Origin of the sequence: Mesorhizobium sp. B2-3-4, from assembly GCF_006442315.1 — a bacterium.
In the GTDB taxonomy this organism is placed as follows: domain Bacteria; phylum Pseudomonadota; class Alphaproteobacteria; order Rhizobiales; family Rhizobiaceae; genus Mesorhizobium.
On sequence record NZ_VFVY01000002.1, the window covers coordinates 87,822 to 113,569 of the forward strand.

The following is a 25,748-nucleotide window of genomic DNA, read 5'->3' on the forward strand; positions in this document are numbered from 1 at the left end:
CATGGCGCGCTCCGGCCAGCTCGACGTCGACGGTGTGCTGCTTAACTGGCGCCTCGAGGGCGAGGGCGGCGTACCGCTTGTCTGCATCCATGGCGTCGGCTCCTATCTCGAAGCCTGGAGTGGCGTCGCCGCCCGGCTGAAGGACCGCTTCGCGGTGCTGACCTTCGACCTGCGCGGCCATGGCCGCTCCAGCCGGGTCAAGGGCCGCTACGAGATCGACGATTTCGTCAACGAGACGCTGACGCTGGCCGATCATGTCGGGTTTGCCACCTTCCATCTGGCCGGATTTTCGCTGGGTGGCCTGATCGCGCAGCGCCTGGCGCTGACGCATGCCGATCGCCTGCAAAGACTGGTGCTGCTGTCGACCGTCGCCGGCCGCACGCCCGAAGAACGGCACGCGGTGCGCGGTCGGTTGGCGGCGCTGGTGGCAAGCGATGCCTCGACGCATCACGCCGCTTCGCTGTCGCGTTGGCTTACGGAGGATTTTCAAGACCGGAACCCTGAGATCATCGCGGAACTGCGCCGGCGCGACGCTGAAAACGACCGTGACTGCTACGCGTCCGCCTATCGGGTTCTGGCCGAAACCGATTTCGGTGGCATTCTCGACCGCATTACGTGCCCGACGCTGATCGTGACCGGCGAGGACGATCAGGGGTCCAGCCCGCGCATGGCACGGCTGATGCACGAACAGGTGCAGGGTTCGCAAATCGCGATCCTGCCTGGGCTTCGCCATTCGATCCTGATCGAGGCGCCGGCCCTTGTTGCCAACGTGATGGCCGATTTCCTGTTGGGGCAAGGCAGCAAGGTGGAGGCCGTCGCCCATGCATAGCAATTCTGGCCACGACACTTCGCCGGCTTCAGGCGGCGGCCTTCCCAGTGTTCGAGGGAATGGCGGCGACAAACATCCTCCGCGACATCGGAAGACCGGAGCGGCCGCGACATCGCTAACTCCATGGGCCTTCGGGAGAGGCCACCGGCCTGGCCGGAACGAAATTGCGACGTGACGATCAGAACGATCGTGGCCGCAAGAGACTGAACAACAACAAGGGGAATACGCAAATGACAATCTGGAACAGACGACAGCTGACGATGGCCGCGGTGGCGCTTGCGCTTGGCGCATATCCTGCCCATGCGGGTGCGGTGCTCGACCGCGTGACGTCCGCGGGAACTCTCAAGGTGGCGACTGACGCCAACTGGGCGCCGCAGTCCTTCGTGAACGCCAACAACGAACTGGACGGCTTCGATGTCGACGTCGCCAAGGAGATCGGCAAGCATCTCGGCGTCAAGGTCGAATTCATCACGCCCGGCTGGGATATCATCACCGCCGGCAACTGGGCGGGTCGCTGGGACATGCATGTCGGCTCGATGACTCCGACCAAGAAGCGCGCCGAGATCTTCGATTTCCCGGCCGTCTACTACTACACGCCGGCGGCGGTTGCCGTGCACAAGGACAGCAAGGCCAAGACCTTGGCCGATCTCGACGGCAAGGTCGTCGGCGCCACCAGTACCTCGACCTTCGAAGCCTATGCCAAGAAGGATCTGACGCTCGATGCCGCCGGCGCGCCGCCCTTCGAATACAAGCTCAACCCGAAAGAAGTGCACTCTTACGAGAATTCGACGACGGCCTTCGACGACCTGCGCCTCGGCGACGGCGTGCGCCTCGACGCGGTGGTGTCCTCGCTGCCCTCGATTCTCGACGCCGTGAAGGCCGGCTACCCGATCAGGCAGGTCGGCGATCCGGTGTTCTACGAGCCGCTGGCGATCGCCATCGAGCATGGCGATCCGGAACTCTCAGCCAAGATCGCAGACGCCGTGAAAGCGATGAAGGCCGACGGCACGATGAGCAAGCTCTCGGAAAAGTGGTACGGCCAGGATTATTCGAAGACGAACTAGTCTCTTCACAGGCGGCCTGCACCGGCAGGCCGCCGAACCGCCGGTGCTCAAAGATGCTCTATCCGGATACAGTCGAGGCCGAGATCCTCGTTCACAAGCCCTGGTTCGTGGCGACGATGTTCGCCATCGTCCTGCTGATCTTCATGGCTTTGAACATGTCGGGCACCAGCTTCGCCGAACTGATGCGCCCGGTTATTGGCGAGCCGTCGACGAGTGGCCTTTATGGGCGCTTCGCCATTGGTTTTGCCATTGCCGTGATCTTCACGCTGAACGTGGTGCTGATCGGCTTTGCGCCGCTGCGGCTGCAGATCGGCATCGTATGGCTTGAACTGCTGCTCCTGTTCATCGCGTTCTTCGAGACGTTCCACCTCAGCCTGCCTTTCATCCGCGAGAAGCTTCCTTTCCTGATCAGCCAGGGCGTTGTCACCACGCTCTACGTCTCGGCGATTTCCATCGTCATTGCTTCTGTGATCGCAGTGGCGGGCGCGGTCGCCAAGCTTTCCAGCAATGGCTTTGCCTATGCCATTGCCAGCTTCTACACCTCCTTTTTTCGCGGCCTGCCGCTCTTGATGCAGGTCTACCTGATCTATCTCGGGCTGCCGCAGCTCGGCTTCGTCATCAATGCCGTGCCCGCCGGCATCCTGGCGCTGTCGCTCTGCTACGGCGCCTATATGACCGAGATCTTCCGCTCCGGCATTCAGAGCATCGATCGCGGTCAGTGGGAGGCGTCGCGCTCCATGGGCTTCGGTTTCGCGCTGACCATGCGCCGCATCATCCTGCCGCAGGCCTTGCCGGTCATCATTCCGCCGACCGGCAACCAGTTCATCTCGATGCTGAAGGATTCCTCGTTGGTCTCGGTCATCGGCGTCTGGGAGCTTATGTTCCTGGCACGCACGCTCGGCCAGAAGACCTTCCAGCACATGGAGATGCTGATTTCGGCCGCCATGATCTACTGGATGCTTTCGATCTGCCTCGAACTGATCCAGTCCCGCATCGAACGGCACTATGCCAGGAGCAAGGTGCGATGAGCGCTGAAGCCATCATCGAAGCCAAGGCCGTGTCCAAATGGTACGGCCAGTTCCATGCCTTGAAGGACATCAACCTCACGGTCCACAAGGGCGAGCGCATCGTCATCTGCGGGCCGTCCGGCTCGGGCAAGTCGACATTGATCCGCTGCTTCAACCGTCTCGAAGCGCATCAGGAGGGCGACATCGTCGTCAACGGCGTCGCCTTGCACGGCAAGATGGAGAACGTCGCCGCCGTCCGCTCCAACGTCGGCATGGTCTTCCAGCACTTCAATTTGTTTCCGCACATGACGGTGCTGATGAACTGCATGGCCGGGCCCATGTGGGTCAAAGGTGTCTCGGCGGCGGAGGCGCGCAAGACCGCTCTCCAGTTCCTGGAACGGGTCCGCATTCCCGAGCAGGCGAACAAGTTCCCCGTCCAGCTTTCCGGCGGCCAGCAGCAGCGCGTGGCGATCGCCCGCAGCCTGTGCATGAAACCTGATGTCATGCTCTTCGACGAGCCAACCTCCGCCCTCGACCCGGAGATGGTCTCGGAGGTGCTCGAGACGATGACCGGCTTGGCCCGCGACGGCATGACCATGGTGTGCGTGACGCATGAGATGGGCTTTGCCCGCGCGGTGGCCGACCGGGTGATTTTCATGGATGCCGGACAGATCGTCGAGGAGGCAACTCCCGACGAGTTTTTCAGTCGCCCGCGACATGATCGCACGAAGCTTTTCCTCAGCCAGATATTGAAGCACTAGCCTTCCTGGGGAAGGCCGAGATGGGCAAGAACAATCTGGGCAGCAAGGCTGCGATCCGTCATTGGGAGGACGTCGCGGCGCTCAGGCGCCTCGGCGCGCCGGAAGACATCATCGGTCCGGCCTGTTCTCGCCTCGGACCTCTCGGCCTTCGTCACCGGCCAGGCGCTCAACGTCGATGGCGGTATCTATTACCACTGAGGCTTGCAGGGCTTGGCCTATTTGATCGCCATGTTGGCCTCGGCCTCAGCGTGCCGTGAACGAGACCATGAAGACGTGAGGTCGGCTTCATGCCCAGATTATTCCAGAAGCTGCCAGTATGGGACTGAACCGACCGCCAAACAATTGCGGCCGCGGAGCAACTTCAGACTATTTTTGCTAGGGCATCAAATAGCGCCATGTTGGCATCCTTTGCATCATCGATGATGGCATTTGGTTGCGACGATAGTTTTGCGATGACCAACTCGGCAGCCGGGTCGACATAGAGCCACTGGCCATGGATGCCGAGAGCGAAGAAGGCGCCGCTACCGGTCTGGTACCATTTGTTGTGGTAGCGGCCATTGGGCAGCCATGACGCGGAGGTGCTTGTCGCCCAGGCTTCGCGCGATCCGCCGGTGACGGTCTCGTGCACCCATTCGCGCGAGACGATCCGTTTGCCGTTGGCGACGCCGCCATTGCGCATCATCTCGCCGATGCGGGCGAGGTCGCGCGGCGTCATGTTGATGCCGCCGCCGGTGCGCGGCGTGCCGGCGCGGTCGACCGTGACATAGGCGTCTTGCCTCACGCCGAGCGGCTGGAACAGACGCTCCGACACCAGGTCGGGAAAGCGCCGACCCGAGGCGCCTTGGATGATCAGCCCCAGCACATCGGAGTTGGGCGAGGCATAGTTGTAAGGCCCGCCGTGATCGGCCTTGCCTTTCTTCAGCCCGGCAATGAATTCGACCACGGTCTCCACTTTCTCGCTGGGTTCAGAAGGATCGAGCAAACCGGCGCGGCGGTAGCGGGCATAGGGGCCGTGCGGGTCGTGGTAGACCTCTTCGAAGTCGAGGCTCACCTGCATGTCGAGGATATCGCGCACGCGTGCGTCGCCATAGGCGCAGTTTTTCAGTTCCGGCACATAGCGCGGCACCATTTCGTCGAAATCGAGCAGCCCGTCGTCATGCAGGATGCCGGCGATGACCGATGTCACCGACTTGCTCACCGAAAACAGGATGTGCCGGCTCTGCAAGGTGAAGTTCGGCGCGTGAAAATCGGCGACGATGCGGCCGGACTTCATCACCACCATGGCGTCGGCGAAGGTTTCCCTGAGAGCGTCGGCGACGCTGATGCGGCGGTCGTCGAGCGAGAACGTCTCGCGCAGCAGCGCACCGGCATCGACCACCGGATCTTCCGCCAGACCCGGCGTCGCCGCGATGCGCGCGGTCGGAATGAATTCACTGACATTGCGGAACGCCCAGACGTTCCACGGCGCCGCGCGCCAGTTGCCGAGCCGCACCGCGTCGCGCTCGAAGCCATAGGCAGCCTTGAAGGCCGATTGGTCTGTCATGGTCGGCACTCTCTCAGTCGACATGCGTGAGGAAATCGCGAAAGCGCTCGCTCGGCGGATTGGACAGCAGCTCCACCGGTTTGCCGTCATGCACAAGCTGGCCGCCGTCCATGAACAGAAGACGCGATCCGACGCGTTTGGCAAAGCCCATTTCATGCGTCACGACGATCATCGTCATGCCTTCGGTGGCCAAAGTCTGCATGACCTTCAGCACCTCCTGCCGCAGTTCCGGATCGAGCGCCGAAGTCGGCTCGTCGAACAGCATCAGCTTGGGTCCGACCGCGAGCGAGCGGGCAATCGCGACGCGCTGCTGCTGGCCGCCCGAAAGTTGTGACGGATAGTGGTTCATCCGCTCGCCGAGCCCGACTTTCTGCAGCAGCGCGGCGGCGATCTCGCGCGCCTCGACCTTGCTTTTGCCGCGAGAACGGATCGGCCCGAACATCACGTTCTGAAGCGCCGTCAGATGCGGAAAAAGGTTGAATTGCTGGAAGACCATGCCGGCCTCCAGTCGGATGCGCCGCACGTCGTGTGCGCTGCCGCGCACGCTCAAGCCGTCGACCAAAAGGTCGCCGCCGCTCACGCGCTCCAGCACATTGATGCAGCGCAGCATGGTCGACTTGCCGGAGCCGGACGGGCCGATGACCACCGCCACTTCGCCTGGATCGACAGCGAGATCGATCGACTGCAGCACGAGATGGCTGCCGAATTGCTTCGAGACCTTCTTGAATTCGACCATGCTCATGGCAGACGCGCCGCCCGTTCGACGAAGCGCAGGCTGACCGCCAGGATACTGATGACGATCAGGTAGATGACCGCGACAGCGGTCCAGATTTCCACCGCGCGGAAATTCGCCGACATGATCTCCTGTCCGCGCCTGGTCAATTCGCCGACACCGATGACGAGGAAGATCGAGGTGTCCTTGACCACCGAGACGAGCTGGTTGCCCATGGCTGGCAGCGCGCGCCGGACAGCGATCGGCGCGATGACGTAGGCCAGCACCTTGCGGAAGCTCAGGCCCATGGACAGGCCGGCCTCCTTCAGCCCGGTGGGCACGCTTTCCAGCGCCCCGCGCACGATCTCGGCGTTATAGGCGCCGGAATTGATGATCAACGTCAGGATGCCGGCATTGGTGGCGCTGATGCGGACGTTGAGCAGGATGGGCAGCGCGAAATAGATGAACATCACCTGGACAGTGATCGGTGTACCGCGGATCAGCGCGACATAGACCTGGGCCGGAGCTTGCGCCAGCCAGCCGCCATAGGTAAGCAGGGCGCCGGTCAAGGCGCCTACCACGATGCCGCCAGCCAGTCCGGCAAGTGCGATCAGCATCGTCAGTTCGAGGCCCTGCATCAGGTCCGGCAGGGCATCGACGATAGCAGTCCAGTCGAAAGTCATCGCAACTCCAGTGGAGCGTTGGCCGTGAGAACCGGGAGGCCCTCACGGCGTTCAATGTGTGCTTATGCCTGGTCGGGGCCGAACCATTTCTCGCGGATGGTTTTCAGGCGCCCGTCGGCCTGCATCGCCGCCAGCGCGGCATTCGCCGGCGCGACGAGCGGGCTGCCCTTCTGGAAGCCGATGCCGACATCCAGTCCCTCGAGCGTCGGGCGGATGACGCGGACTTTACCCTTGCCGGTGTTGTTGGCGTAGTACATCAGCGACGGCGTATCGTAGACGACAGCGTCGGTACGCCCCGCCTCGAGCGCCAGCAGCGCGTTGTTGATGCTGGGCAGTTGGTCGAGCGTCGCGTTCTTGAAGTGACTCTGAATATAGTCGACTGCGGCGGTTCCGGTCTCTGTGCCGATCGTCTTGCCGTCGAGATCGTTGGGTGAGTTGATGGTGGTGTTGCCGGCGCCCACCACCGCCACCAGGCCGCTCTGGTAGTATGGGCTGGAGAAGTCGATCACCTTCTGCCGCGCCGGCTTGATGAAGAGTTGCGAGACGATGGCGTCGATGTTGCCGGTCTGCAGCGCGGGTATAAGCGCGCCGAAGTCCATAGGCTGCACACGCCACTTGCGGTTCAGGCCCTTGGCGATTTCGCCGAACACCTCCATGTCGAAGCCGGAATAATGGTCGCCGTCCTTGTAGGCGAAGGGCGGGCTGCCGACATTCGAGCCGACCACGAGCTCGGCGTCTTCGGCTCTGACTTTGCGCGCAAGAATCATCGCCGGCGCCGCCAGCAGGCCGAGTTGAAGAAGCTGTCTGCGATCCATGTCATTCCCCTTTGTTATGGCCGGCGGCAGGTTCGCGTTCCTGACCGGCGTTGACGATCAAGGCTCTGCTGTCCCCTGTGCTTCCAGGCGGACCGCACCGCCCAGCCAGCAGCCAGTCGGCCGTTCGCCGTCGAGGCGGAAGCGCACGAGGATTTCCGAGGGGCGCTGCATGGCGCGCCCCTGGCGAATGGTGATCTGGCGTTCGGTTGCTTCCACCATGCCGTTGGCGAGCAGGCCGAAGGCCAGCGCCGCGGCGGCGATGCCGGTGGCCGCGTCTTCCGGATAGCCAGACGATTTCGGGAACTGACGCGCATCGACGATCTGCGCGACCCTGTCGAGCACCGCGTAGGGATAGAGACCAGTCGAGCCGATCCGCTCGCAAAGGCCCTCGATCCTGGAGAAATCGGGGCTCAGCCTGTCTAGAATCGCCAGGCTTCGCAACGGAACGAGCGTCTTGACCCGGCTGGTCGCGGCGTTCTGGATGGGTTGCGGCGCGCGGTCGTCAACCCGGATGCCGAGGACATCGATGATCTCGGTGCTCTCGGCATCGCCAAGTGACTCGACCCTGCCGGCAGGCTGCGAAATCTCGACCGTCGCGCCGTCATTGGTCCGCCCGCGAATTCTGGCGTCGACGCGACCGCTCCTGGTCCAGATCGCAAGATTGTCATCCGGCAGTTTGCCCAGCCGGTCGAGCAGCCACAGCGCGCCGACGGTCGCATGTCCGCACATCGACATTTCGTGGTTGGGCACCCAGAAGCGGAATTCGAAATCGCAATCCGAGCCGGGCGGCGGCGGCAGCACGAAACCGCTTTCGTAGCCGTATGAACGCGCCACATCCTGCATGTCGGCGTCGGACATTCCGGCGGCATCGACAACGATCGGCGCCGGGTTGCCGCCGCGGAGGCCCGCTGGAAACACGCTGACAAGTTGGACGTCCGGATGCATGCAGCCACCGCGCAATTCACTCTGCGCGCAGGCTATCGCGGCGAGGGCTGTGCCCGCGCCTTCGAACGGGCCTTAGATTTTGATCGAACGGGCCAGGTTCTTGCGGATGTCGGAAGGCGATCGGCCATCGGCCCGCCGCATCGCATGCGCGAGGGCGGCACCGCTTTCGAAACCGACCCGGAAGGCGATCTCGCCGACTGGAAGGTCGGTCCCGCTCAGGAGTTCGCGCGCCGTCTGGAGACGGATCCGCAGTTGAAACTCGCCGACGGAGGCGCCGGTGCCTTCCCGGAACAGGCGGGTGATGTGCCGTCGGGAGATGCCGAAGCGGTCGGCTAGCGCGTTGAGCGGGATCTCCTCGTCGGCATGAGCCGTCAGATATTCCTTCAGATCTTCGACCAGCGCCATGCCGTGCTCGCGATGCGAGGCGCCAGAGACCATCTCGCCGGCCATGATCTCGGCTATGCATTGCACGAGCAACGCCGATGTCAGCGCATGTTTGATTCCTGCATTGCCGTAGCCACCGCGGCTGTTGCGCAGCGACAGCGTCTGTAAGGCCCGCAAGGTGGCGGTGCAGCGTGCCAGCACCGTGGTGCGCGTCCGCCGGTGGAACTCGCTGAGCGAGCCAACTTGCCGATCGAGGCGGCGCAACGTTGCACCGGTCACATAAAGGGCGATATGGCGATGCGCGCCGATCGCCGCGCGCGTCTCATGCGCACGGTTGGCGGGCACCACGGCAAAGCGGTCCTGCGACAGCCAGGCGCCTTCGCGCCGGTCTTCATGCTTGATCTCGACCGCGCCTTGGCTTGGCAGGATGAACATCAGGCAGTCGTGCCAGTGCCACGGCATGGCATAGGCGCCGCTGCCCGCCACTGCCGCATGCTCCTCGTCGGCGGCAATGAGCAGGTCGGCTCTTGCCGTGTCGCGCAGTTGCTCGAATGACCGCAGCATCGTTGCGTACTAACGCCTTTGGTGAACCAGTCTCGTGCATAGAGCAAATGACAATCGACTACCTTTGCCACTCGTGTCAAATTGCGAAGCGAAGCAGGCGCGCCATCCTCACGGACACGTCAGACAACGAGGAAGACCAAGTAGAATCTGATCCCATCCATTGATAGTAGGGCTCTGCGCCGCGTTGCCTTATCTGAAACCCCACTCGGTTCGCAATTCCGCCGCCGTCGAAGGCCGGTATCCCAAGCGTCGAATACCTTCTCGGGCGACTCCGACCAGTTCCTCGTTTCCATCAGCTATTTGTCCGTTGGGCAGCAGCAGATTGTTCTCGAAGCCGACCCGGATGTTCCCGCCAAGCAACGCTCCGACAAGTACGCATGCCGCCTCCTGGTCGCCGAAAGCGCAAGTCGACCAATGTTCAAAACGCGGCATGGCTTCGCTAAGGAAGGGCAGCAGGTCCGCGGGATTGGAGGTGTGACCCGTCGCATAGCGCCCCAGCACGTAGAGCACCGAAAGCTTTTCAAAAGGAACAACCCCACGCGCTTGCAATTCGACAAGCCGGACCGCTTCGTTCGGCGAATAGAGGATGAATTGGGGCATGACATTTTCCCGGCGCAGCCACTCCAGGAAGGCACTGAATTCAATCTCGCCGCGCGCGTCCGGCAACAGCTCGCGCAAAGCTAGGGAGACCGCTTCGGGGCGGACCTCGCGTATCACCTGCATCTGCCGAGGTGGCGCGTAGATCCCCAGCGATTCGCTGGTGATCTGAACAACGAGACTATCGCCGACGGTTTCGGCTATGGCGCCGAGGGCGGCGCGATAGGCATCCGCGTCGAGCAGATGCCTGCCGTCAGGATCACGCACATGGACGTGGATCATGCACGCGCCTGCATTCAAGCAAAGGCTGGCGACATGAGCAAGCTCAGTGGGCGTCATCGGCAAAGCAGGATGATCGGCGTGGTTTTTCCTGCCGCCATTTGGTGCAACGGCGATCGAGACAGGACGGGATGTCGTCATAATAATTCCGATCGATCCAGCCGTTCCATCAACCCTTGTGCGAAGAGTAGCAAGGCGGCTCGCCGATGCGATCGTAGACGCTCCAATCGATCGATTTTTTTCCGACGTGGAAAACGGCCGTGGCAAGCGTGTCCGTCGTGTGTATCGGCAAATCTGGATCGCTTTTGTCCCACAGCACCGCCAACGGATCGATGTTCGCGGTTCCCTCGACCAAGTCGCCTGCCCGTTTCTGCCGCGCTCGCGACGAATTCGTGATGTCCTGCCGCTCATCGGAAATGCCCTGGTGGATCAGGTGATTGGCATGACATTGAGGGTAGTCGATCTTGCGCACCGAACAATTCAAGTGGGTGAACTCGACGCCGAATATACGGTTGTCGCCGGCCTGCGCCAGCGTCACGTGATAGGCGCCTGAACGCGGTGAAGTCTGGAGCAGGTCAATCGCGTCATCGAGCGTGTCGCAGTCCAGCAACGCTCGCCCCAGCAATGTGCGCGGTAGACCGATGCCGCTGACCTTGGCGCCGATGTGATTGATCGTGGCGACCAGCCCCGCATCGCTGACGGCAAAGGCGTGGCCCGGAATCGTTCCCGGATAGATAAAGGATGTGAAACCTTTGCTGCCTGTCGGCTGCACCTTGGCCATCGCGCAGCGGCTGATCTGCGCCGGGCTTCCATCCTCGTTATGCGCGACGATCGGCTCATCGCCGGGGATCTGCACGGTCGTGCAGCCCTCGGGCGGCATTTCCCAGACGTCGCCGCGAAAGTGCCACAGCACCATGTCGTCGAACGGCACGCCGACGCCGTCGGCCATGCCGCGCATCTCTTCCCAATAGGTGGGGAACCGCTCCTCGACCATGCGGCGCATGATCTGGACACGCGAATCGTCGCGATATTCCATCACCTTACGCCACACATCGCTGGGCAAAGTGTAGCTGTGCACCAGATCGGCGGCGAAGCGGCCGAGCTGCAAACCGACTTCGTAATGCGTGCCACTTACCTCGATGTTGGCAAGGCGATTGGTTTCATTTGCAGACATGCGTATGCGCTCCTCCGAAGCGGGTTCGTATCGGAATGGTTCCGATTGTCGGGCGCCGGCATCGCCAGGCGATGCGGGCTATGAAGTTCAATCCTCGACGAAGGTGTCGAAGGCTTTGTAGAACGCTTCGTTGCGTTTCATCCTGTCGAAGACGTCATCGCCGATCCTGCTGACGATCACGGTGATCAGGGCCTGCACCACCGCAAGCGTCGAGACCACAGAAGACAGCACCGAGGATTGGCTGGCGGCGAGCACCAGCTTGACATCGGAGATGGCAATTGTGGGTGCCAGCGAACTGTCGACGATCGAGACGATCCTTGCGCCGGCGCTCTCGGCGTAACGCGCGATCTTGAGCGCGTCGCTTGAATAGCTTCGATGCGACAGCACGACGACGACATCGTCAGGCCCGGCATCGCGCACCTCGTCGCCCAGCACGCCGCCGCGCCCGTCGATCAGCACGGTCTTGTCGGAGAACATGCGGCAATTGTAGTCGAGGAAGAACGCCGCCGAATAAAGGCTGCGGAAGCCGACGATGAAGACGCGTCTTGCCGCGATGAAGGCATCGGCGGCGGCAACGAGGTCTTCGATCCCGATCTGACTTGCGGTCGATTGCAGGTCGGACATGTCGCGGGCAAACACCTCGGCGACGGCTTCGCTCATCTGGCCGAGCTTGCCCTTGGTGCGCAGGCCCTCGACGCGGCCGCGCATGGTCGAGCCTTCGCCGCCGAGCCAGCTCCGGAACGGGTCCCTGAACTCGTTGTAACGTTCGAAGCCGAGCTCGCGCACCAGCCGCATCAGGCTCGAGGGATGGACATTCGCCAAATCCGAGACCTGGCGAAGCGAATGCATCGCGATCTTTTCGGGGTTCTCGCGCACGTAACGCGCGGCGACGCGCAGCTGCTTCGGATAGGTCTCGAACGTGTCGTCGATCCTGCTGTTGATCTCGTCCAGATTCATGTTGCGCTCGCTCCCGTTGCCGCCAGCCTATCAACAGCATGACCGCGCGCGCTAGCTTTCCCCCTCATGATGGCTTCCGTTCCAAGGTGCGATCGAGCGCCCTGCCAAACTTGTCCACAAGCTCCTCGATATGGCGCGGCTCGACGATATAGGGCGGCATCAACAGGACATGGTCGCCAACCTGGCTTTCCGGCGACGAAGCCGAGACGTAGCAGATCAGGCCGAGGTCGAGCGCGTGTTCCGTCAACCTGGTGTCGATCTGCAGCGAGGCGTCGAAATTCTGCTTGGTCGAACGGTCGGCGACGATCTCGATGCCCTGCATCAGCCCCCTTCCCCTGATGTCGCCGACATGGGGATCCTCGGCGAACCGCTCGTGCAGCAACTGATCGAGCAGGTGCCCGGATCTGCGCACGTTGGAAGCAAGGTCGCGCTGTTCGATCTCGCGCTGCACGGCAAGTGCCGCGGCGCAAGCCAGTGTGTGGCCGTGAAAACTGTGGCCATGTCGGAAGAAGCCCGTCTTGTCGCGGATCGCATCATGGATCGCCGAGCTGACCAGCACGGCGCCCAACGGCGCATAGCCGCCGGCCAGCGCCTTGCCGATCATCACCAGGTCGGGGCAAATCTCTTCCTGGGTGAAGGCGTATTTCGTGCCGACACGGCCCATGCCGCACATCACCTCGTCGAGGATAAGCAAGATGCCGTAGCGGTCGCAGATGCGGCGGATTTCGCGAAAGTAGCCTTCCGGTGCGGTTACCGCACCCAGAATGCTGCCGACGACTGTTTCGCAGATGAAGGCTGACACGCGTGACGGGCCGACCCGCTCGATTGTTGCTTCCAGCTCACGCGCTGTGCGTAGCGCAAAATCCTCCGACGTCTCGCCTTCGCGCAGGCCGCGATAGGCGTAGGCGGGACCGATATGGGCGGTGTTGGTGGGAAGCAGCGGTTTGAACGGTCCGCGCCGACGCTCGCTGCCGCCGGCTGCCAGGCCTGCCAGTGTACTGCCGACATAGCCTCCGTGGCGGCCGATTACGATGTGGCGGTCGGGCTGGCCCCTGTCGATGAAATACTGCCGTGCCAGTTTGAGCGCGGCGTCCGCAGCCTCGGCGCCGCTGTTGGTGAACCAGACATGCGAGAGTTCGTCGGGTGCATCGGCGCACAGGTTTTCGGCCAGTTCCTCCATCGGCCCGCTGGTGAAAAATGCGGTGTGTGCATAGGCGATCTGGTCGAGCTGCGCATGCATGGCCGCGCGCACCGCGGCATTGCTGTGCCCCAGGCATGACGGCCCCGAGCCGGAGCTGCCGTCGAGATAGCGCTTGCCGCCCCTGTCGACGATATAGACGCCGTCGCCCTTGACGGCCTCGCGGATGGTCGGCGCCAGCAGGTCGCGATGAAACGCCGCGCTGGCGCTCACCACGACCGGCGAGGATCGATCGCCTTGGCGCCTGGCCGAGCCGAGCCCGCTCATCGGTCAGCCGATCCGCCGATCGCGGCGACGCATTCGATCTCGACCAGCCCATCGGCCGCGGCAAGGCCGGCAATCACTGTCGAGCTTGCATAGTCGATGCCCGCGAGCCTGGCCTTGCGTGCCCGGTTCATCGCCTCATAGTCCGTAACGTCGCGAAGGAAGACCGTCATCTTGACGATGTCCTGCAACGTGCCGCCCTCGGCCTCCAGGATTTTTTCGATCTTGTCGAAGCACACGAGGCTCTGCTTTTCCGCGTCGCCCTTATGCAGGATCGTGCCTGTCTGCGAATCGCGCGCCAGAAATCCAGACGTGTAGACGGTTCTGCCGCCTTCGACGGCAATGGCGCTTGCGAATGGCGCGCCGGGAACGGCGACACCTTCAGCGGTAATCTTTCGTTTCATGAGTTCAGCCAGCTCAGATGTTGTTGGACGAAGTCGCAGCCGACCATGTCGATATAGGCTGCGGTGAGATGCGCGGTGACCGGGCCCGACACCGTCAACTTGCGGCCGTTGAAGGACGACACGGGGCAGAGGCAGAGGCTCGTCGAAGCGATGAACATCTCGTCTGCAATCGCCGCGTCGTAGAGGTCGAGATCGGTCTCGCGCACTTCGATGCCGAGGTCTTTGGCGATCTCGATCACCGTCGCGCGGCTGATGCCGGGCAGGATGTTGTTGGCGCGCGGCGTCATCAGCAGGCCGTCGCAGACGAGGAAGACATTGTTGCCTTCGCCCTCCGCGAGATTACCGTTCTCATCCAGCAGCAACGCCCAGGCCTGCGGGTCGAGCCGCTTCACGTCGTTACCGGCCAGGATCATGTTGAGATACTGGTTCATCTTGGCGCGCGGGCTGAGCGCCCTGGCCGCTGTCCTTGGCGTTGCCGGCGTCACCACCTTGATGCCCTCGCGAAACAGCCGCGCCCGCTTGGCGATCGGCAGCGGGCAGCATTCGATGATGACGTTGGGCCCGGTATGCTCCCAGCCCTCATCGCCAATCGCCTGCACACCGGCACTGATGCGCTGGCCGACCCAATAGTCTTCCCGTTCGGTGAGCAGATGGCGATTGCGCTCCAGCGTCTCCTCACTCAGCGCTATCATCTCGTCGAAGCCGATGCCGCAATCGATGTCGAGATATTTGAGCGAGCGGTAGAGTCGCTGCACGTGCTCCTTCAGCCGGAACGGGCGTCCGTGAAAGGTTCGGGTGAGATCGAAAGCCCCATAGCCGCGCAGCGAACTCAGATCGCGGAACGGCACGCACACCTCGCGCTCGGGCATGAACCGCCCGTTGAAATAGGCAACGCGTTGCATGGCCGCCATCGTCTCCTCCGCTAATAGGCATTTCCGCAACAGACGTACCAACGGTCGCGCCAAAAAGAAACATATTTTTCTTCTTGATCGAAAATAGATACGTTTGTATTGTCGCCTGATCTGCCGAGCCAATGGGAACTGGGATCAGCAGGATCCGGCTCTATCGGCGGCGCAAAATCTCGAACAACGAGTCCGACCAAGGGGAGAAGAATCCGTGTCCGGTGAAAAAGACCACACCTACCTTTCACGCCTGCGCGCCCAACTGGCCGACCGCCAGATCGACCGCCGAGAATTCCTGCGCACGGCGACCCTGCTTGGCGTATCGGCTTCCGCCGCGCTGACGATGGCAGGCCAGGTCCGCCCGGCACGCGCTGAGGAGACGCCGAAGGCCGGCGGCAAAATCCGCATCGAGAACAAGAACTCGTCGGCCGATCCGGCAACGATGACCAGCATCGATGAGTCCAATGCGACGCGGCAGGCGCTCGAATATTTGACCGAAACCGGGGCGGACAACATCACCCGGCCCTATCTGCTCGACTCCTGGAAGCCGAGCGACGACCTGCGCAGTTGGACCCTCAATTTGCGTAAGGGCGTGAAATGGCAGGACGGCCGCGATTTCACCGCCGATGATGTCACCTGGAACATCAAGCGCCTGCTCACCGATGAAACCGGATCGTCGGTGCTCGGCTTGATGAAGGGCTACATGCTCAACGAAACGAAGGGCGCCGACGGCAACGCGACCCATTCGCTATGGGATGCCAATGCCATCGAGAAAGTCGACGACCACACGGTCCGGCTCAACCTGAAAGTCGCCCAGATCGCCGTGCCGGAGCATCTGTTCCACTATTCCTTCGCCATGGTCGACCCGACGTCGTCGCCGAAATTCAGGGTCGGCATCAACGGCACCGGTCCGTTCCGGGTGGCGGAGCTCAATCCGGGCCGCAACGTGATCTATGAGGCCAACAAGAATTACTGGGGCCAGAAGCCCTACCTGGATAGGCTGGAATTCGTCGATTACGGCGACGAACGTGCGGCTGTGCCGGCAGCGCTGATTTCAGGCCAGATCCAGGGTATCCTGAACGCGGAACCGCAGCAAATGCCGCTGTTGCGCAACCAGCCCACTCTGCAGCTCTACGAAGTGCTGACCGGCGACGGCCCGGCATTGCGCTTCAGGGTCGACCACAAGCCGTTCGACAATCCGAAAGTGCGCCTGGCGCTGCGGCTCGGCGTCGACAACGCGGCGGTTGCCAAGCTCGCGCTTGGCGATATGGGTAGCGCCGGCGAAGATCATATGGTGGCGCCGGTCCATCCCGAATATTTCAAGCTGCCGGACTTCAAGCAGGATGTCGCGCGCGCCAAGCAATTGCTTGCCGAGGCCGGTTATCCCAACGGCCTGCAATTCGAAGTCGCGGTCACCAAGACGCCCGCCTATCATATCCTGGTCGTCCAGGCGATCGTCGAGCAGTGGAAGCAGATCGGCGTCAACGCCACCATCAATCTGATGCCGACCTCGGCCTATTACGATGTGTGGACGAAGGTGCCGGTCGGTCTGACGTCATGGGCGCATCGACCGCTCGGCATCATGAACATCGGCCTCGCCTACAGGTCGGGTGCGCCGTGGAATGAATCCGGCTACAACAATCCCGAGTTCGACAAATTGCTGACGCAGGCGGAATCGGTTGCCGACCCTGTCGAACGCCGCAAGGTCATGGAGCCGATCGAGAAGATCCTGCAGGAAGACGGCCCGATGATCCAGGCGACGTGGCGCAAACAGGCGACCTTCTATGCGAAGGCCGTCGGCGGTTTCTCGATGCACCCCAGCCAGTACATCTTCGCCAGAAATCTCTGGCTCAAAGCCTAGATATGCTGGCTTTTGCCCTGCGCCGGCTGACGCAACTTCTGGTGACGGCGATCATTTCCAGCTTTCTGCTGTTCGTCGTCACCGAGTTCTCGCCTGGAACCGTATCGCGGCAGATCCTGGGCCCCTACGCCTTGCCGAACCAGGTGGCGCTGCTCGACCAGAAGCTCGGCCTCTCGCAGTCGCTGCCGCAGCGCTACGTCAACTGGCTTTCGGTCCTGGTCGGATTGAAGGCCAACCCTCTCGGAGATCCCTCGCTTAAGCTCGATCTGAGCGATAGCCGGGGCGACCGTTATTTCGGCAATTTCGGCTATTCGCTGATGTTCAAGCAGCCCGTACGCGATGTGCTGGCCGGACCGTTGGAAAACTCGGCGCTGCTCGGTGCGGTGGCGATGGCATTCATCGTTCCGCTGTCGCTGCTGATCGGCATCCTGGCGGGAGCGAATGCCGGCACCCAACTCGACCGATTGCTGAGCACCGGCTGCCTGATCGTCACCTCGATCCCCGAATATGCTGCGGGCGTGATCCTTCTCACCATATTCGTTTCGTATCTCAACTGGCTGCCCGGAACGAGCCCGCTGCTGGCGACCGAGCAATGGTCAATAGCCAGCCAGTTGGTCCTCCCCGCGGCAGTGCTGACGCTTGCGACCGTCGGCTATGTCGCCCGCATCGTGCGCGCCTCGATGGCCGACACGATGACCAAACCTTATGTGCGAACCGCCTTGCTCAAGGGGCTGACCAAGCGCCGGATCGTCACCCGTCACGTCATCCGCAACGGCATGATCCCGCCAATGACGGTGCTTCTCCTGCAGATCAACTGGCTGGTCGGTGGCGTGGTGGTCTGTGAGTCGATCTTTGCCTATCCGGGCGTCGGACGCCTGCTCTTGCAGGCGGGGCTGTTCGGCGACCTGGCGCTGGTGCAGACCATCACCTTGCTCAGCCTCGCCATCGCAGCGGTCACGCAGTTGCTGGCCGACATTTCCTATGTAGCGCTCAATCCGCGCGTGCGCCTGACATGATGCACACCCGCGATCCCCACAAATCGGCGGCCGCGGCGAACCGCAGGCTGTGGCGCCATTTCTGGCCGAAAACCGTCAGTGCCCGCTTCGGCATTTCCTTGATCCTGTTCTGGATCGCGGTCGCGATGCTGGCACCGTGGATTTCGCCCTATCCGCCCAACGCGCAGGATATGGATGCGCTGTCAAATCTCGGCCCCAGCGCGACGCATTGGCTCGGAACCGACCTGCTCGGGCGCGATATCCTTTCCCGCATCCTGTGGGGCGCGCGCACCACCCTGATCGTGGTTCCGATCGCAACCGCGTCGGCGTTCGGCGCTGGAACGGCGATCGGACTCGCTTCCGGTTATTTCGGCGGCATCATCGACCGCGCCATATCCGGCCTTTCCGACATTATCCTGTCGTTCCCGACGCTGATCCTCTACATCGTGCTGATCACCTCGATTGGTCCGTCGCTAGTCAATATCGTCATTGCGATCACGCTCGCTTCGGCGCCAAGCATCGGCCGCATCGTACGCGGTCTGACCCTCGAACTCAGAACGCACGGTTATGTCGCGGCGGCCGAGATGCGCGGCGAGAGCGTGCTGTTCACGCTGTTCCTCGAAATCCTGCCCAATGCGCGTGGACCGCTGCTCGCCGACCTATCGATGCGCGCCGGCCTTGCCGTGGTCACAGTTGGCACGCTGGGCTTTCTCGGCCTCGGCCTGCCGCCGCCCGATCCGGACTGGGGCTCGATGGTCGCCGAGAACGTCACGATGATCCCGGTCTATCCGTATATGGCGCTGTTTCCCGGGCTTGCCATGTGTTCGCTGGTCATCGGCTTCTCGATGCTGGCCGACGGACTGGAGGAGGACCAATGAGCCCGCTTCTCCAGATCGAGAACCTGTCGCTCGTCTACGGCGCGGATCAGGTGGTGCGCGATCTTTCCTTCACCATCGGCCGCGGCGAGAGCTTTGGCCTGGTGGGCGAATCCGGCAGTGGCAAGAGCAGCGTCGCCAATGTCATCATCGGCGATCTGCCCAGGATCGCCAGCGCGCGCGGCAGCATCAGCTACGACGGCATCGACCTGCTCGGCGCCAGCCGCGAGCAGTTGCGCGCCTTGCGCGGCCGGCGCATCGGATTCGTCCAACAAGATCCGGGCGCCAGCCTCAATCCCACCATGCGCATCGGCCGCCAGTTGCTCGAGGCGCTGGAGCAAAGCGATGCCCCCGTTGCCGGCCGCAAGGAGCGAGCGGCTGAAATGCTGTCGCGCGTCGGTTTCGACAATCCCGGTACAATCATGGCGCGCTACCCGCATCAGATTTCAGGTGGACAGCAGCAGCGCGTAATGATTGCCATGGCGCTGCTGCCGCAGCCCGACCTGATCCTGCTCGACGAGCCGACTTCCGGGCTCGACGTCACCGTCGAAGCAGCGGTGATCAAGCTGATCGCAGAACTCAGAACGCAATTCGGCACCTCGCTCCTCTTCATCTCGCACAACCTCAACCTGGTGGCGAAGGCCTGCGACCGGGTCGGCGTTCTCTATGCCGGCGACCTGGTCGAGGAGGCTCCGGCGGGCAGTGTGTTCGAAAATCCCCGGCACCCTTACACGCAAGGCCTAGTGAAGTGCCTGCCCGGCCAGAGCGCCGTCCTGCTGCCGATACGCGGGCATGTGCCCTCGCCGGATGAACGCGGCCCGGGTTGCCTGTTCGCGTCGCGTTGCGAACACCATCTCGCTGGCCTGTGCGACGCGCCGTTCGACGCAGTGACGCTCGACCGCGCGCACCGCGTGCGCTGCACGAGGCTTGCAGACATACCTCCTTTCGCCAGGCAGGCAGGGGCTCCCGAAGCAAGATCGCTCGATGGCGCGCCGCCGGCCATAACAATCCGGCAGTTGCGCAAAAGCTACCCGGCTTCGGGCGGGGACCTCTTCGTCGCCAATGACGATATCGATCTCGACATCCGGCAAGGCGAGATCCTCGGGCTGGTCGGCGAGTCCGGGTCAGGCAAGTCGACGCTGGCCAAGATCATCGCCGGCTTTGACGTCGCGACATCCGGAACCATCATGGTCGGCGGCACCGACATTGCCAAACTGCCGGTGCGCAAGCGCAACCGCGCGTTGCTGCGCCAAGTGCAGATGGTGTTCCAAAATCCTGATTCTACTTTGAACCCCACCCATACGATCGGCTGGGCGCTCGGCCGCGCGATAAGAAAGCTCGAGGTGGGTTCGGGTGACCTTTCGCCGCTTGGAACACGCGTGCGTGAGTTGCTTGGCCTTGTCGCGTTGTTGCCCGCTCTCGGCAGCCGCAAGCCGAAGGCGCTCTCCGGCGGTCAACGCCAGCGCGTCGCCATTGCCCGCGCGCTCGCGGGCCAACCACGCCTGTTGCTCGCCGACGAATGTGTATCGGCGCTGGACGTCTCGGTCCAGGCGGCGATCATAGAGTTGTTGCAGGACATCCGGACGCGGACCGGAACGGCAATCCTGTTCATTGGTCACGATCTGCCTTTGGTGCGGCAAATCAGCGATCGCATTGTCGTGCTTTTTCGGGGCAAGCCGATGGAAGTCGGCTCGGCGTCCCAGGTCTACTCTCTGCCGCTGCATCCCTATACCGAAGCGTTATTGTCAGGCCAAAATGACTCTGAAGAGCCTAAAAAGACGACGGCAGTTTCGTCTACACAAGCGGTGGGTGGTTGTCCTTATGTGCAGCGATGCGGGAGAGTAATCGGCGATATCTGCCGGACCCATGCCCCAGAATATCAGCAAGCTGCTTCCGGGCATCAAATTTACTGCCATATCAGGCCGGAGGAATTGTTGCGAATGCAGAGTCAGCTCGGGCCTAAAAACGTAGCCTAAAGATGCATGCACGGAACTGGTCTGCCGACCAGGGCGATGTGATTTTTGAAACGGAATTCTGCGTCCGATTCCATCCAGAATGACACGAAAACGGCCAGTCCGCTGACGGCCCCGCTGCGGATGACGAGCTCTCGTTTCCAAACGGGCCAGCCCCTCCGGCCAAGCAGGCCGAGCCTGGCGATGTGGTGTCGGAGCGCGGCTTGGCGGTTTCCTGGCCGCACGCTGGTCTATCCCCTCTGCGGTCCCCTGCCGCCTTTCAACATCAGGGCCGCTTCGGTTTCGACGAAGCAATGGGCAGAAAAAGACTTCTTTTTGCGATCCGGCCCGGATGCTCTCTTGCGGTCCTTAGAACACGCAAGGCTCGCTGGGAGGCGACGCCCAAACAAGAGCGGCTGCCGAAACACAGCCCGGTATATCTGCTTCGAAGCGGCCGATGCCGGCAACAGCCATAGGGGAATCACGACAATGAAGACATTCCGAAATTGCCTGATGAGCGCGGTCGGCGCAGGCCTGCTGGGCCTGGGGCTTGCCGCGCCTGCCGATGCCGGCGCCATCCGTCTTGGCATGACGACCTGGGTCGGCTACGGGCCGCTCTTTCTTGCCCGCGACCTCGGCTACTTCAAGGAGGCCGGTGTCGATGTCGACCTGAAGGTCATCGAGGAATCGGCGCTTTACATGGCAGCGGTCGCCGGCGGCGACCTCGATGGCGCCGCCTCCACCGTCGACGAACTGATGAAGTACCGTTCGGACGATCTCTGTTTCAAATATATCCTGGCGCTGGACGACAGCCATGGCGGCGATGGCGTCATCACCCAACCCGAAGTCAAGTCGCTCAAGGATCTGAAGGGCCAGCAGGTGGCCTTGAACGAGGGCTCGGTTTCCGAATTCTGGTTCAACGTGCTCCTGAAAAAGGAAGGCATGACCGAGGACGACGTCACCGTCACCAACATGACCGCCGACGATGCGGCGACCGCTTTCATCGCCGGCCAGGTTCCCGCCGCCGTGACCTGGGAGCCGCACCTCACCGAAGTCCGCAAGGGCGGCAAGGGCAAGGTGCTGATCGATTCCACGACCACCCCTGGCCTCATCGTGGACGTCATCGCTCTCAAATGCGATCTGATCGAAAAACACCCCGAGGATGTGAAAGCCCTGATCAAGGGCTACTACAAGGCAGTCGAATACATCAAGACCAACCCGGAAAAGGCCTATGAGATCATGGCCAAGGGCATTGGCGGCTATCTCGAAAAGCCCGAGGACTTCGCCGCCGGCGCCAAGGGCGTGCGCTATTACGACCGCAACCGCAACCTTGAATTCTTCGGCACGCCGCAAAAGAGCGAGGCGTCCGACCTGGTGAACTTCGCGCAGGACATCTGGGGCAAGGCCGGCAAGCTCAAGATGACGATCGACGCGAAAACCATCCTCGACACCGATTTCATCAGGGAACAGTGAGTCTTCGAAAAACGGGTCGGTCCTTTCCGGGCCGACCCGGTTTGCCGACTGGGCAGAATTTCGCGTTTCAGAAGACTAACGGAGGCCATTCCATGGCACAGAGGCGGACGGCGTGGACGCGCCTGACGACCCCATTCGCCAACATTCCCGCCAGCACGGCGACCGCACTCGCGTTGGCGATGTGGGTGGCCGTGATCGGCGGATGGGCGCTGCTGTCCTACGGTCGCGTCGTGCCGAACATGTTTCTGCCGACGCCCGGAACCGTGCTGCAGACCACCTATCGCATGTCCCTGGACGGCAGCCTTCTCTACCATACCTTCACCAGCGCCAAGGTGGTGATCCTGGGCTTCATCGTCTCCTCGCTGATTTCGGTGCCGCTGGGGCTATGGATGGGAACTTACCGGGTCGTACAGGCGCCGCTGGAGCCCTTGGTGAACTTCATCCGCTACCTGCCCGTGACCTCTTTCGTGCCCCTGTTCATCCTTTGGATCGGCATCGGTATCGAGCAGCGCATAGCGGTCATCTTCTTCGGCACCTTCTTCCAGCAGCTGGTGATGATTTCGGACTGCGCGCGCAGCGTCTCCAGAGATCTGGTCAACGCCTCCTACACCTTGGGCACCAAGCGCAGCGAAGCCGTGTGGCATGTCATTTTCCCGGCAGCACTTCCAGCGATCCTCGACACGCTTCGCGTCACGATGGGCTGGGCCTGGACTTATCTGGTGGTGGCCGAGCTCGTCGCCGCGTCGAGCGGGCTCGGCTATATCAGCCTCAAGGCGATGCGCGGCTTCCAGGTCGATGTGATCTTCATGGCCATCGCCGCGATCGGGCTTCTGGGCCTCATCACCGACACGGCGTTCCGCATTGTCCGGTCGAGGGTCGCGCCATGGGCACCCTGATTTTGAACGCAAGCTCGCAAACCGCAGTCGAATCAAGGATGGCAATGACCGAAACCATCAAGGCGAAAAATCTGGCCGGCACCGCCTCGGCGGCCGGCGATCCGCATTCGACCGGCACGACGATGGCCATCCAGGACGTGACATTGCGTTACGGCGACGCCAACGGCGTGCTGGCACTGGACGATGTCTCGCTCAAGGTGGCCAGGAACGAATTCTGCGTCATCGTCGGCCCTTCGGGATGCGGCAAATCGAGCCTGCTCTACCTTGCGGCCGGCCTCAATGACGCGACGTCGGGCAGCATCAAGGTCGACGGCAGGGAAGTGATCGAACCCGGCCCCGACAGGGGCATGGTGTTCCAGAGCTACACCTTGTTTCCGTGGCTGACGGTGCGCGCCAACGTCGAATATGGCCCCAGGCGTAAGGGCCTGCCCGCCGCGCAGCGCAAGCAGATCGTCGACCAGTATCTCGACGAGGTCGGTCTCGCTCCCTTCGCCGACCATTATCCGGCCCAGCTCTCGGGCGGCATGAAGCAGCGCGTGGCGATCGCGCGCGCCCTTGCCAATGACCCGGCCGTTCTATTGATGGACGAGCCCTTCGGCGCTCTCGACAGCCAGACGCGCGGCACCATGCAGAAGCTGCTTCTGCGTGTCTGGGAGCGGCAGCAAAAGACGGTGCTGTTCGTCACCCACGATATCGACGAGGCGCTGGTGCTGGGAGATCGCGTCCTGGTGATGACGGCCCGGCCCGGCAAGATCAAGGCCGAGATCAAGGTCGACATCCCGCGGCCGCGCTCGATGGACGTGATTCTCGAACCCGAATTCATCGCGCTCAAGCGCCGCATCCTCGGGCTCCTGCACGACGAGATCGACGAGGATCACTGAGCGCAATTCCGCAATGGGGTCGCGTTGACGCGGTTCAGCGATACCAAACGCTGAACCGCGAGAGCGTCGAAGGCCGGCGATCTCTATCCATGGCCGCCATGCGCCGAGCCCAGGATCATCTCCGCGGCCCTCTGTCCGATCATCATGCTCGGCGCGTTGGTGTTGCCGCCGATCAGCTTCGGCATGATCGAGGCATCCGCGACCCGCAGCCCATCCACGCCACGCACTTTCAGCGTTGCCGGATCGACGACGGCCATCGCGTCGGTTCCCATCTTGCAGGTGCCGACAGGGTGGTAGACGGTCAGCGCTTCGGCGCGCAGATAGGCGAGGATCTCGTCGTCGGTGCGGACGTCCTTGCCCGGAAGCATCTCCTTGCCACGCACCGCGTCGAACTCGGATGCGGCGAAAATCTTGCGCGCGATCTTGATGCCTTCGACCAGCACCATGGCGTCGTCTTCGTCCGTGAAGAAGCGATGGTCGATGAGCACGTCGCGACTGGAACTGTCGCGTGACAGCCTGATCTCGCCGACGCTTTTCGGTCTGAGCACACAGGTGTGAATGGCGTAGCCGTGGCCATATTCGATGAGCTTGCCGCGATGGCTGCGATAACCCGGCACGAAGTGGAACTGAATGTCGGGCAGGCCGTTCGCGTGCCTGGTTTTGGCAAAGCCGCCGGCCTCGACATAATTGGTGGTGAGCATACCCTTGCGGCGGGCGAAATACTGGAATGGTGATGCCGCGATACGGGGCAAGTTGGCAAGCGACAAGCCGAGCGTCCTGGTGCTGCTGGAGCGCACGGTGATCATGCCGTCGACGTGGTCCTGCAGGTTTTTGCCGACGCCAGGCAGGTCGAGAACAGGCGTGATGCCGATCTGCCTGAGTTCGCCTGCCGGGCCGATGCCGGACGCCATCAGGATCCTGGGCGAGTTGATGGCCCCGGCCGAGAGCACGATCTCGCGCTTGGCCGACAGCATTTTCTGCTGGCCGCCATGGCGTACGCGCAGTCCAGTGACGCGGCCTTCGGCGATGACAAGGTCGATCACCTCGCATGCGCTGAGCACTGTCAGGTTCTCGCGCCCGAGCACCGGGCGCATGAAGGCGGTGAAGCTGCTGAAGCGCTGGCCCCGGTCCTGGGTGACGTTGTAGATGCCGAGGCCGAACTGGCTTGCGGCGTTGAAGTCGCTATTGGCGGGCAGGCCGGCATTTTTCCCTGCCTTGACGAACATGCTGGAAAGCACGTTCGGATCGCGCGGATTGTCGACCAGCAGCTCGCCGTCTGTGCCGTGGTAGCGTGGATCCTGGGCGACCAGATTGCGCTCCAGCTTCCTGAACACGGGCAGCACGTCGCTATAGGCCCAGCCGGCGCAGCCGAGTTCGGCCCATTCATCATAATCCTCCGCGGCGCCGCGAATATAGACCATCGAGTTGATCGAACTCGATCCGCCCAGTGCCTTGCCGCGGTTGACCGGAATGCTGCGGTTGTTGAGATGGGGCTGCGGCACGCCGACGAAACAATAGTCGTAGTTCGGGTTGCCATAGAGCGACAGAATGCCTGCCGGCACCTTCACCCGCAGGCTGTCGTCGCTGCCGCCCGCCTCCACCAGGCAGACCCTGGCCGATGGATCGGCGCTCAGCCGATTGGCCACCACGCAGCCGGCCGAACCCGCGCCGACGATGATGTAGTCATAGCTGTCGATCTTCATGCCAACCCCTCGAGGATGCCGCGCTCAAGG

24 protein-coding genes are annotated in these 25,748 nt (G+C 62.5%); 11 read left to right on the forward strand and 13 right to left on the reverse strand.

The genetic code is table 11. From position 1 onward, the window contains the following. Position 1: 1 nt before the first annotated feature. From FJ967_RS04090 to FJ967_RS04105, 4 genes are all read left to right on the forward strand, one after another. Entirely contained in the window at positions 2 to 829 is an 828-nt protein-coding gene (locus FJ967_RS04090) for an alpha/beta hydrolase (RefSeq protein ID WP_140730420.1), read from the forward strand. Positions 830 to 1,059: 230 nt separating this feature from the next. Further along, positions 1,060 to 1,893 (forward strand): transporter substrate-binding domain-containing protein, encoded by an 834-nt coding sequence (locus tag FJ967_RS04095; protein ID WP_140730421.1) that lies wholly within the window; start codon positions 1,060 to 1,062, stop codon positions 1,891 to 1,893. Positions 1,894 to 1,946: 53 nt separating this feature from the next. Further along, positions 1,947 to 2,921 carry an amino acid ABC transporter permease gene (locus FJ967_RS04100; RefSeq protein ID WP_140730422.1) on the forward strand — a complete coding sequence of 325 codons (975 nt, stop codon included), beginning with the start codon at positions 1,947 to 1,949 and terminating at the stop codon, positions 2,919 to 2,921. After that, the gene (locus tag FJ967_RS04105; protein WP_140730423.1) at positions 2,918 to 3,661 is read left to right on the forward strand and encodes an amino acid ABC transporter ATP-binding protein; all 744 of its coding nucleotides are present in this window, start codon (positions 2,918 to 2,920) and stop codon (positions 3,659 to 3,661) included. Before FJ967_RS04100 ends, FJ967_RS04105 begins: the two co-directional genes overlap by 4 nt. Positions 3,662 to 4,022: 361 nt before the next feature. Here the strand turns inward: FJ967_RS04105 and FJ967_RS04115 are convergent, their stop codons facing one another. The 12 genes from FJ967_RS04115 to FJ967_RS04170 form a co-directional block, all read right to left on the reverse strand. Then, positions 4,023 to 5,204 carry a serine hydrolase gene (locus FJ967_RS04115; RefSeq protein WP_140730424.1) on the reverse strand — a complete coding sequence of 394 codons (1,182 nt, stop codon included), beginning with the start codon at positions 5,202 to 5,204 and terminating at the stop codon, positions 4,023 to 4,025. 13 nt (positions 5,205 to 5,217) lie between these two features. Further along, complete coding sequence (glnQ, locus tag FJ967_RS04120; protein WP_140730425.1) at positions 5,218 to 5,946, reverse strand: glutamine ABC transporter ATP-binding protein GlnQ; 729 nt, start codon at positions 5,944 to 5,946, stop codon at positions 5,218 to 5,220. Then, entirely contained in the window at positions 5,943 to 6,599 is a 657-nt protein-coding gene (gene glnP, locus FJ967_RS04125; protein ID WP_140730426.1) for a glutamine ABC transporter permease GlnP, read from the reverse strand. Before glnP ends, glnQ begins: the two co-directional genes overlap by 4 nt. Positions 6,600 to 6,661: 62 nt before the next feature. Further along, entirely contained in the window at positions 6,662 to 7,414 is a 753-nt protein-coding gene (locus tag FJ967_RS04130; protein WP_140730427.1) for a transporter substrate-binding domain-containing protein, read from the reverse strand. 57 nt (positions 7,415 to 7,471) lie between these two features. Then, on the reverse strand, positions 7,472 to 8,359 hold the full coding sequence (locus FJ967_RS04135) for a PhzF family phenazine biosynthesis isomerase (protein WP_140730428.1): 888 nt from the start codon (positions 8,357 to 8,359) through the stop codon (positions 7,472 to 7,474). Between the two features lie 72 nt (positions 8,360 to 8,431). Next, complete coding sequence (locus FJ967_RS04140; RefSeq protein ID WP_140730429.1) at positions 8,432 to 9,307, reverse strand: helix-turn-helix domain-containing protein; 876 nt, start codon at positions 9,305 to 9,307, stop codon at positions 8,432 to 8,434. A gap of 189 nt (positions 9,308 to 9,496) precedes the next feature. Continuing rightward, complete coding sequence (locus FJ967_RS04145; RefSeq protein WP_140730430.1) at positions 9,497 to 10,324, reverse strand: 3-keto-5-aminohexanoate cleavage protein; 828 nt, start codon at positions 10,322 to 10,324, stop codon at positions 9,497 to 9,499. 28 nt (positions 10,325 to 10,352) lie between these two features. Then, positions 10,353 to 11,357: a C45 family peptidase gene (locus FJ967_RS04150; RefSeq protein WP_140730431.1), complete on the reverse strand. Its 1,005-nt coding sequence runs from the start codon at positions 11,355 to 11,357 to the stop codon at positions 10,353 to 10,355. An 87-nt stretch (positions 11,358 to 11,444) separates the two neighbouring features. Then, positions 11,445 to 12,314, reverse strand: a complete 870-nt coding sequence (locus tag FJ967_RS04155) for a MurR/RpiR family transcriptional regulator (RefSeq protein WP_140730432.1) — start codon at positions 12,312 to 12,314, stop codon at positions 11,445 to 11,447. 64 nt (positions 12,315 to 12,378) lie between these two features. Continuing rightward, on the reverse strand, positions 12,379 to 13,779 hold the full coding sequence (locus tag FJ967_RS04160; RefSeq protein WP_140730433.1) for an aspartate aminotransferase family protein: 1,401 nt from the start codon (positions 13,777 to 13,779) through the stop codon (positions 12,379 to 12,381). Next, complete coding sequence (locus tag FJ967_RS04165) at positions 13,776 to 14,180, reverse strand: RidA family protein (RefSeq protein WP_140730434.1); 405 nt, start codon at positions 14,178 to 14,180, stop codon at positions 13,776 to 13,778. Before FJ967_RS04165 ends, FJ967_RS04160 begins: the two co-directional genes overlap by 4 nt. Then, a complete protein-coding gene (locus FJ967_RS04170; RefSeq protein WP_140730435.1) occupies positions 14,177 to 15,091 on the reverse strand; it encodes an aminotransferase class IV in 915 nt (304 codons plus the stop codon). Before FJ967_RS04170 ends, FJ967_RS04165 begins: the two co-directional genes overlap by 4 nt. 205 nt (positions 15,092 to 15,296) lie before the next feature. Here FJ967_RS04170 and FJ967_RS04175 point away from each other — a divergent pair, with 205 nt between their 5' ends. The 7 genes from FJ967_RS04175 (at position 15,297) to FJ967_RS04205 (ending at position 24,015) form a co-directional block, all read left to right on the forward strand. Beyond that, positions 15,297 to 16,943 carry an ABC transporter substrate-binding protein gene (locus FJ967_RS04175; protein WP_140730436.1) on the forward strand — a complete coding sequence of 549 codons (1,647 nt, stop codon included), beginning with the start codon at positions 15,297 to 15,299 and terminating at the stop codon, positions 16,941 to 16,943. 2 nt (positions 16,944 to 16,945) lie between these two features. After that, positions 16,946 to 17,959 (forward strand): ABC transporter permease, encoded by a 1,014-nt coding sequence (locus FJ967_RS04180; protein WP_140730437.1) that lies wholly within the window; start codon positions 16,946 to 16,948, stop codon positions 17,957 to 17,959. Next, positions 17,956 to 18,816, forward strand: a complete 861-nt coding sequence (locus FJ967_RS04185; RefSeq protein WP_140730438.1) for an ABC transporter permease — start codon at positions 17,956 to 17,958, stop codon at positions 18,814 to 18,816. Before FJ967_RS04180 ends, FJ967_RS04185 begins: the two co-directional genes overlap by 4 nt. A 50-nt stretch (positions 18,817 to 18,866) precedes the next feature. Further along, on the forward strand, positions 18,867 to 20,789 hold the full coding sequence (locus FJ967_RS04190) for a dipeptide ABC transporter ATP-binding protein (protein ID WP_210243551.1): 1,923 nt from the start codon (positions 18,867 to 18,869) through the stop codon (positions 20,787 to 20,789). Positions 20,790 to 21,254: 465 nt separating this feature from the next. Further along, complete coding sequence (locus FJ967_RS04195) at positions 21,255 to 22,238, forward strand: ABC transporter substrate-binding protein (protein ID WP_140730440.1); 984 nt, start codon at positions 21,255 to 21,257, stop codon at positions 22,236 to 22,238. Between the two features lie 92 nt (positions 22,239 to 22,330). Next, on the forward strand, positions 22,331 to 23,134 hold the full coding sequence (locus tag FJ967_RS04200; RefSeq protein WP_140730441.1) for an ABC transporter permease: 804 nt from the start codon (positions 22,331 to 22,333) through the stop codon (positions 23,132 to 23,134). Positions 23,135 to 23,256: 122 nt separating this feature from the next. Next, entirely contained in the window at positions 23,257 to 24,015 is a 759-nt protein-coding gene (locus FJ967_RS04205; protein ID WP_210243558.1) for an ABC transporter ATP-binding protein, read from the forward strand. Positions 24,016 to 24,098: 83 nt separating this feature from the next. On the opposite strand, the gene FJ967_RS04210 is transcribed toward FJ967_RS04205, so the two are convergent. After that, on the reverse strand, positions 24,099 to 25,718 hold the full coding sequence (locus tag FJ967_RS04210; protein ID WP_140730443.1) for a GMC family oxidoreductase N-terminal domain-containing protein: 1,620 nt from the start codon (positions 25,716 to 25,718) through the stop codon (positions 24,099 to 24,101). Positions 25,719 to 25,748 lie beyond the last annotated feature (30 nt).

What these genes read in the sequence shown, in the direction of transcription:
- glnQ (WP_140730425.1), bottom strand. Translation starts at nt 5,946, where the DNA reads ATGAGCATGGTCGAATTCAAGAAGGTCTCGAAGCAATTCGGCAGCCAT.
- FJ967_RS04165 (WP_140730434.1), bottom strand. Translation starts at nt 14,180, where the DNA reads ATGAAACGAAAGATTACCGCTGAAGGTGTCGCCGTTCCCGGCGCGCCA.
- glnP (WP_140730426.1), bottom strand. Translation starts at nt 6,599, where the DNA reads ATGACTTTCGACTGGACTGCTATCGTCGATGCCCTGCCGGACCTGATG.
- FJ967_RS04180 (WP_140730437.1), top strand. Translation starts at nt 16,946, where the DNA reads ATGCTGGCTTTTGCCCTGCGCCGGCTGACGCAACTTCTGGTGACGGCG.
- FJ967_RS04185 (WP_140730438.1), top strand. Translation starts at nt 17,956, where the DNA reads ATGATGCACACCCGCGATCCCCACAAATCGGCGGCCGCGGCGAACCGC.
- FJ967_RS04195 (WP_140730440.1), top strand. Translation starts at nt 21,255, where the DNA reads ATGAAGACATTCCGAAATTGCCTGATGAGCGCGGTCGGCGCAGGCCTG.
- FJ967_RS04210 (WP_140730443.1), bottom strand. Translation starts at nt 25,718, where the DNA reads ATGAAGATCGACAGCTATGACTACATCATCGTCGGCGCGGGTTCGGCC.
- FJ967_RS04100 (WP_140730422.1), top strand. Translation starts at nt 1,947, where the DNA reads ATGCTCTATCCGGATACAGTCGAGGCCGAGATCCTCGTTCACAAGCCC.
- FJ967_RS04205 (WP_210243558.1), top strand. Translation starts at nt 23,257, where the DNA reads ATGGCCATCCAGGACGTGACATTGCGTTACGGCGACGCCAACGGCGTG.
- FJ967_RS04200 (WP_140730441.1), top strand. Translation starts at nt 22,331, where the DNA reads ATGGCACAGAGGCGGACGGCGTGGACGCGCCTGACGACCCCATTCGCC.
- FJ967_RS04155 (WP_140730432.1), bottom strand. Translation starts at nt 12,314, where the DNA reads ATGAATCTGGACGAGATCAACAGCAGGATCGACGACACGTTCGAGACC.
- FJ967_RS04115 (WP_140730424.1), bottom strand. Translation starts at nt 5,204, where the DNA reads ATGACAGACCAATCGGCCTTCAAGGCTGCCTATGGCTTCGAGCGCGAC.
- FJ967_RS04105 (WP_140730423.1), top strand. Translation starts at nt 2,918, where the DNA reads ATGAGCGCTGAAGCCATCATCGAAGCCAAGGCCGTGTCCAAATGGTAC.
- FJ967_RS04150 (WP_140730431.1), bottom strand. Translation starts at nt 11,357, where the DNA reads ATGTCTGCAAATGAAACCAATCGCCTTGCCAACATCGAGGTAAGTGGC.
- FJ967_RS04135 (WP_140730428.1), bottom strand. Translation starts at nt 8,359, where the DNA reads ATGCATCCGGACGTCCAACTTGTCAGCGTGTTTCCAGCGGGCCTCCGC.
- FJ967_RS04130 (WP_140730427.1), bottom strand. Translation starts at nt 7,414, where the DNA reads ATGGATCGCAGACAGCTTCTTCAACTCGGCCTGCTGGCGGCGCCGGCG.
- FJ967_RS04160 (WP_140730433.1), bottom strand. Translation starts at nt 13,779, where the DNA reads ATGAGCGGGCTCGGCTCGGCCAGGCGCCAAGGCGATCGATCCTCGCCG.
- FJ967_RS04095 (WP_140730421.1), top strand. Translation starts at nt 1,060, where the DNA reads ATGACAATCTGGAACAGACGACAGCTGACGATGGCCGCGGTGGCGCTT.
- FJ967_RS04145 (WP_140730430.1), bottom strand. Translation starts at nt 10,324, where the DNA reads ATGACGACATCCCGTCCTGTCTCGATCGCCGTTGCACCAAATGGCGGC.
- FJ967_RS04170 (WP_140730435.1), bottom strand. Translation starts at nt 15,091, where the DNA reads ATGGCGGCCATGCAACGCGTTGCCTATTTCAACGGGCGGTTCATGCCC.
- FJ967_RS04090 (WP_140730420.1), top strand. Translation starts at nt 2, where the DNA reads ATGGCGCGCTCCGGCCAGCTCGACGTCGACGGTGTGCTGCTTAACTGG.
- FJ967_RS04140 (WP_140730429.1), bottom strand. Translation starts at nt 9,307, where the DNA reads ATGCTGCGGTCATTCGAGCAACTGCGCGACACGGCAAGAGCCGACCTG.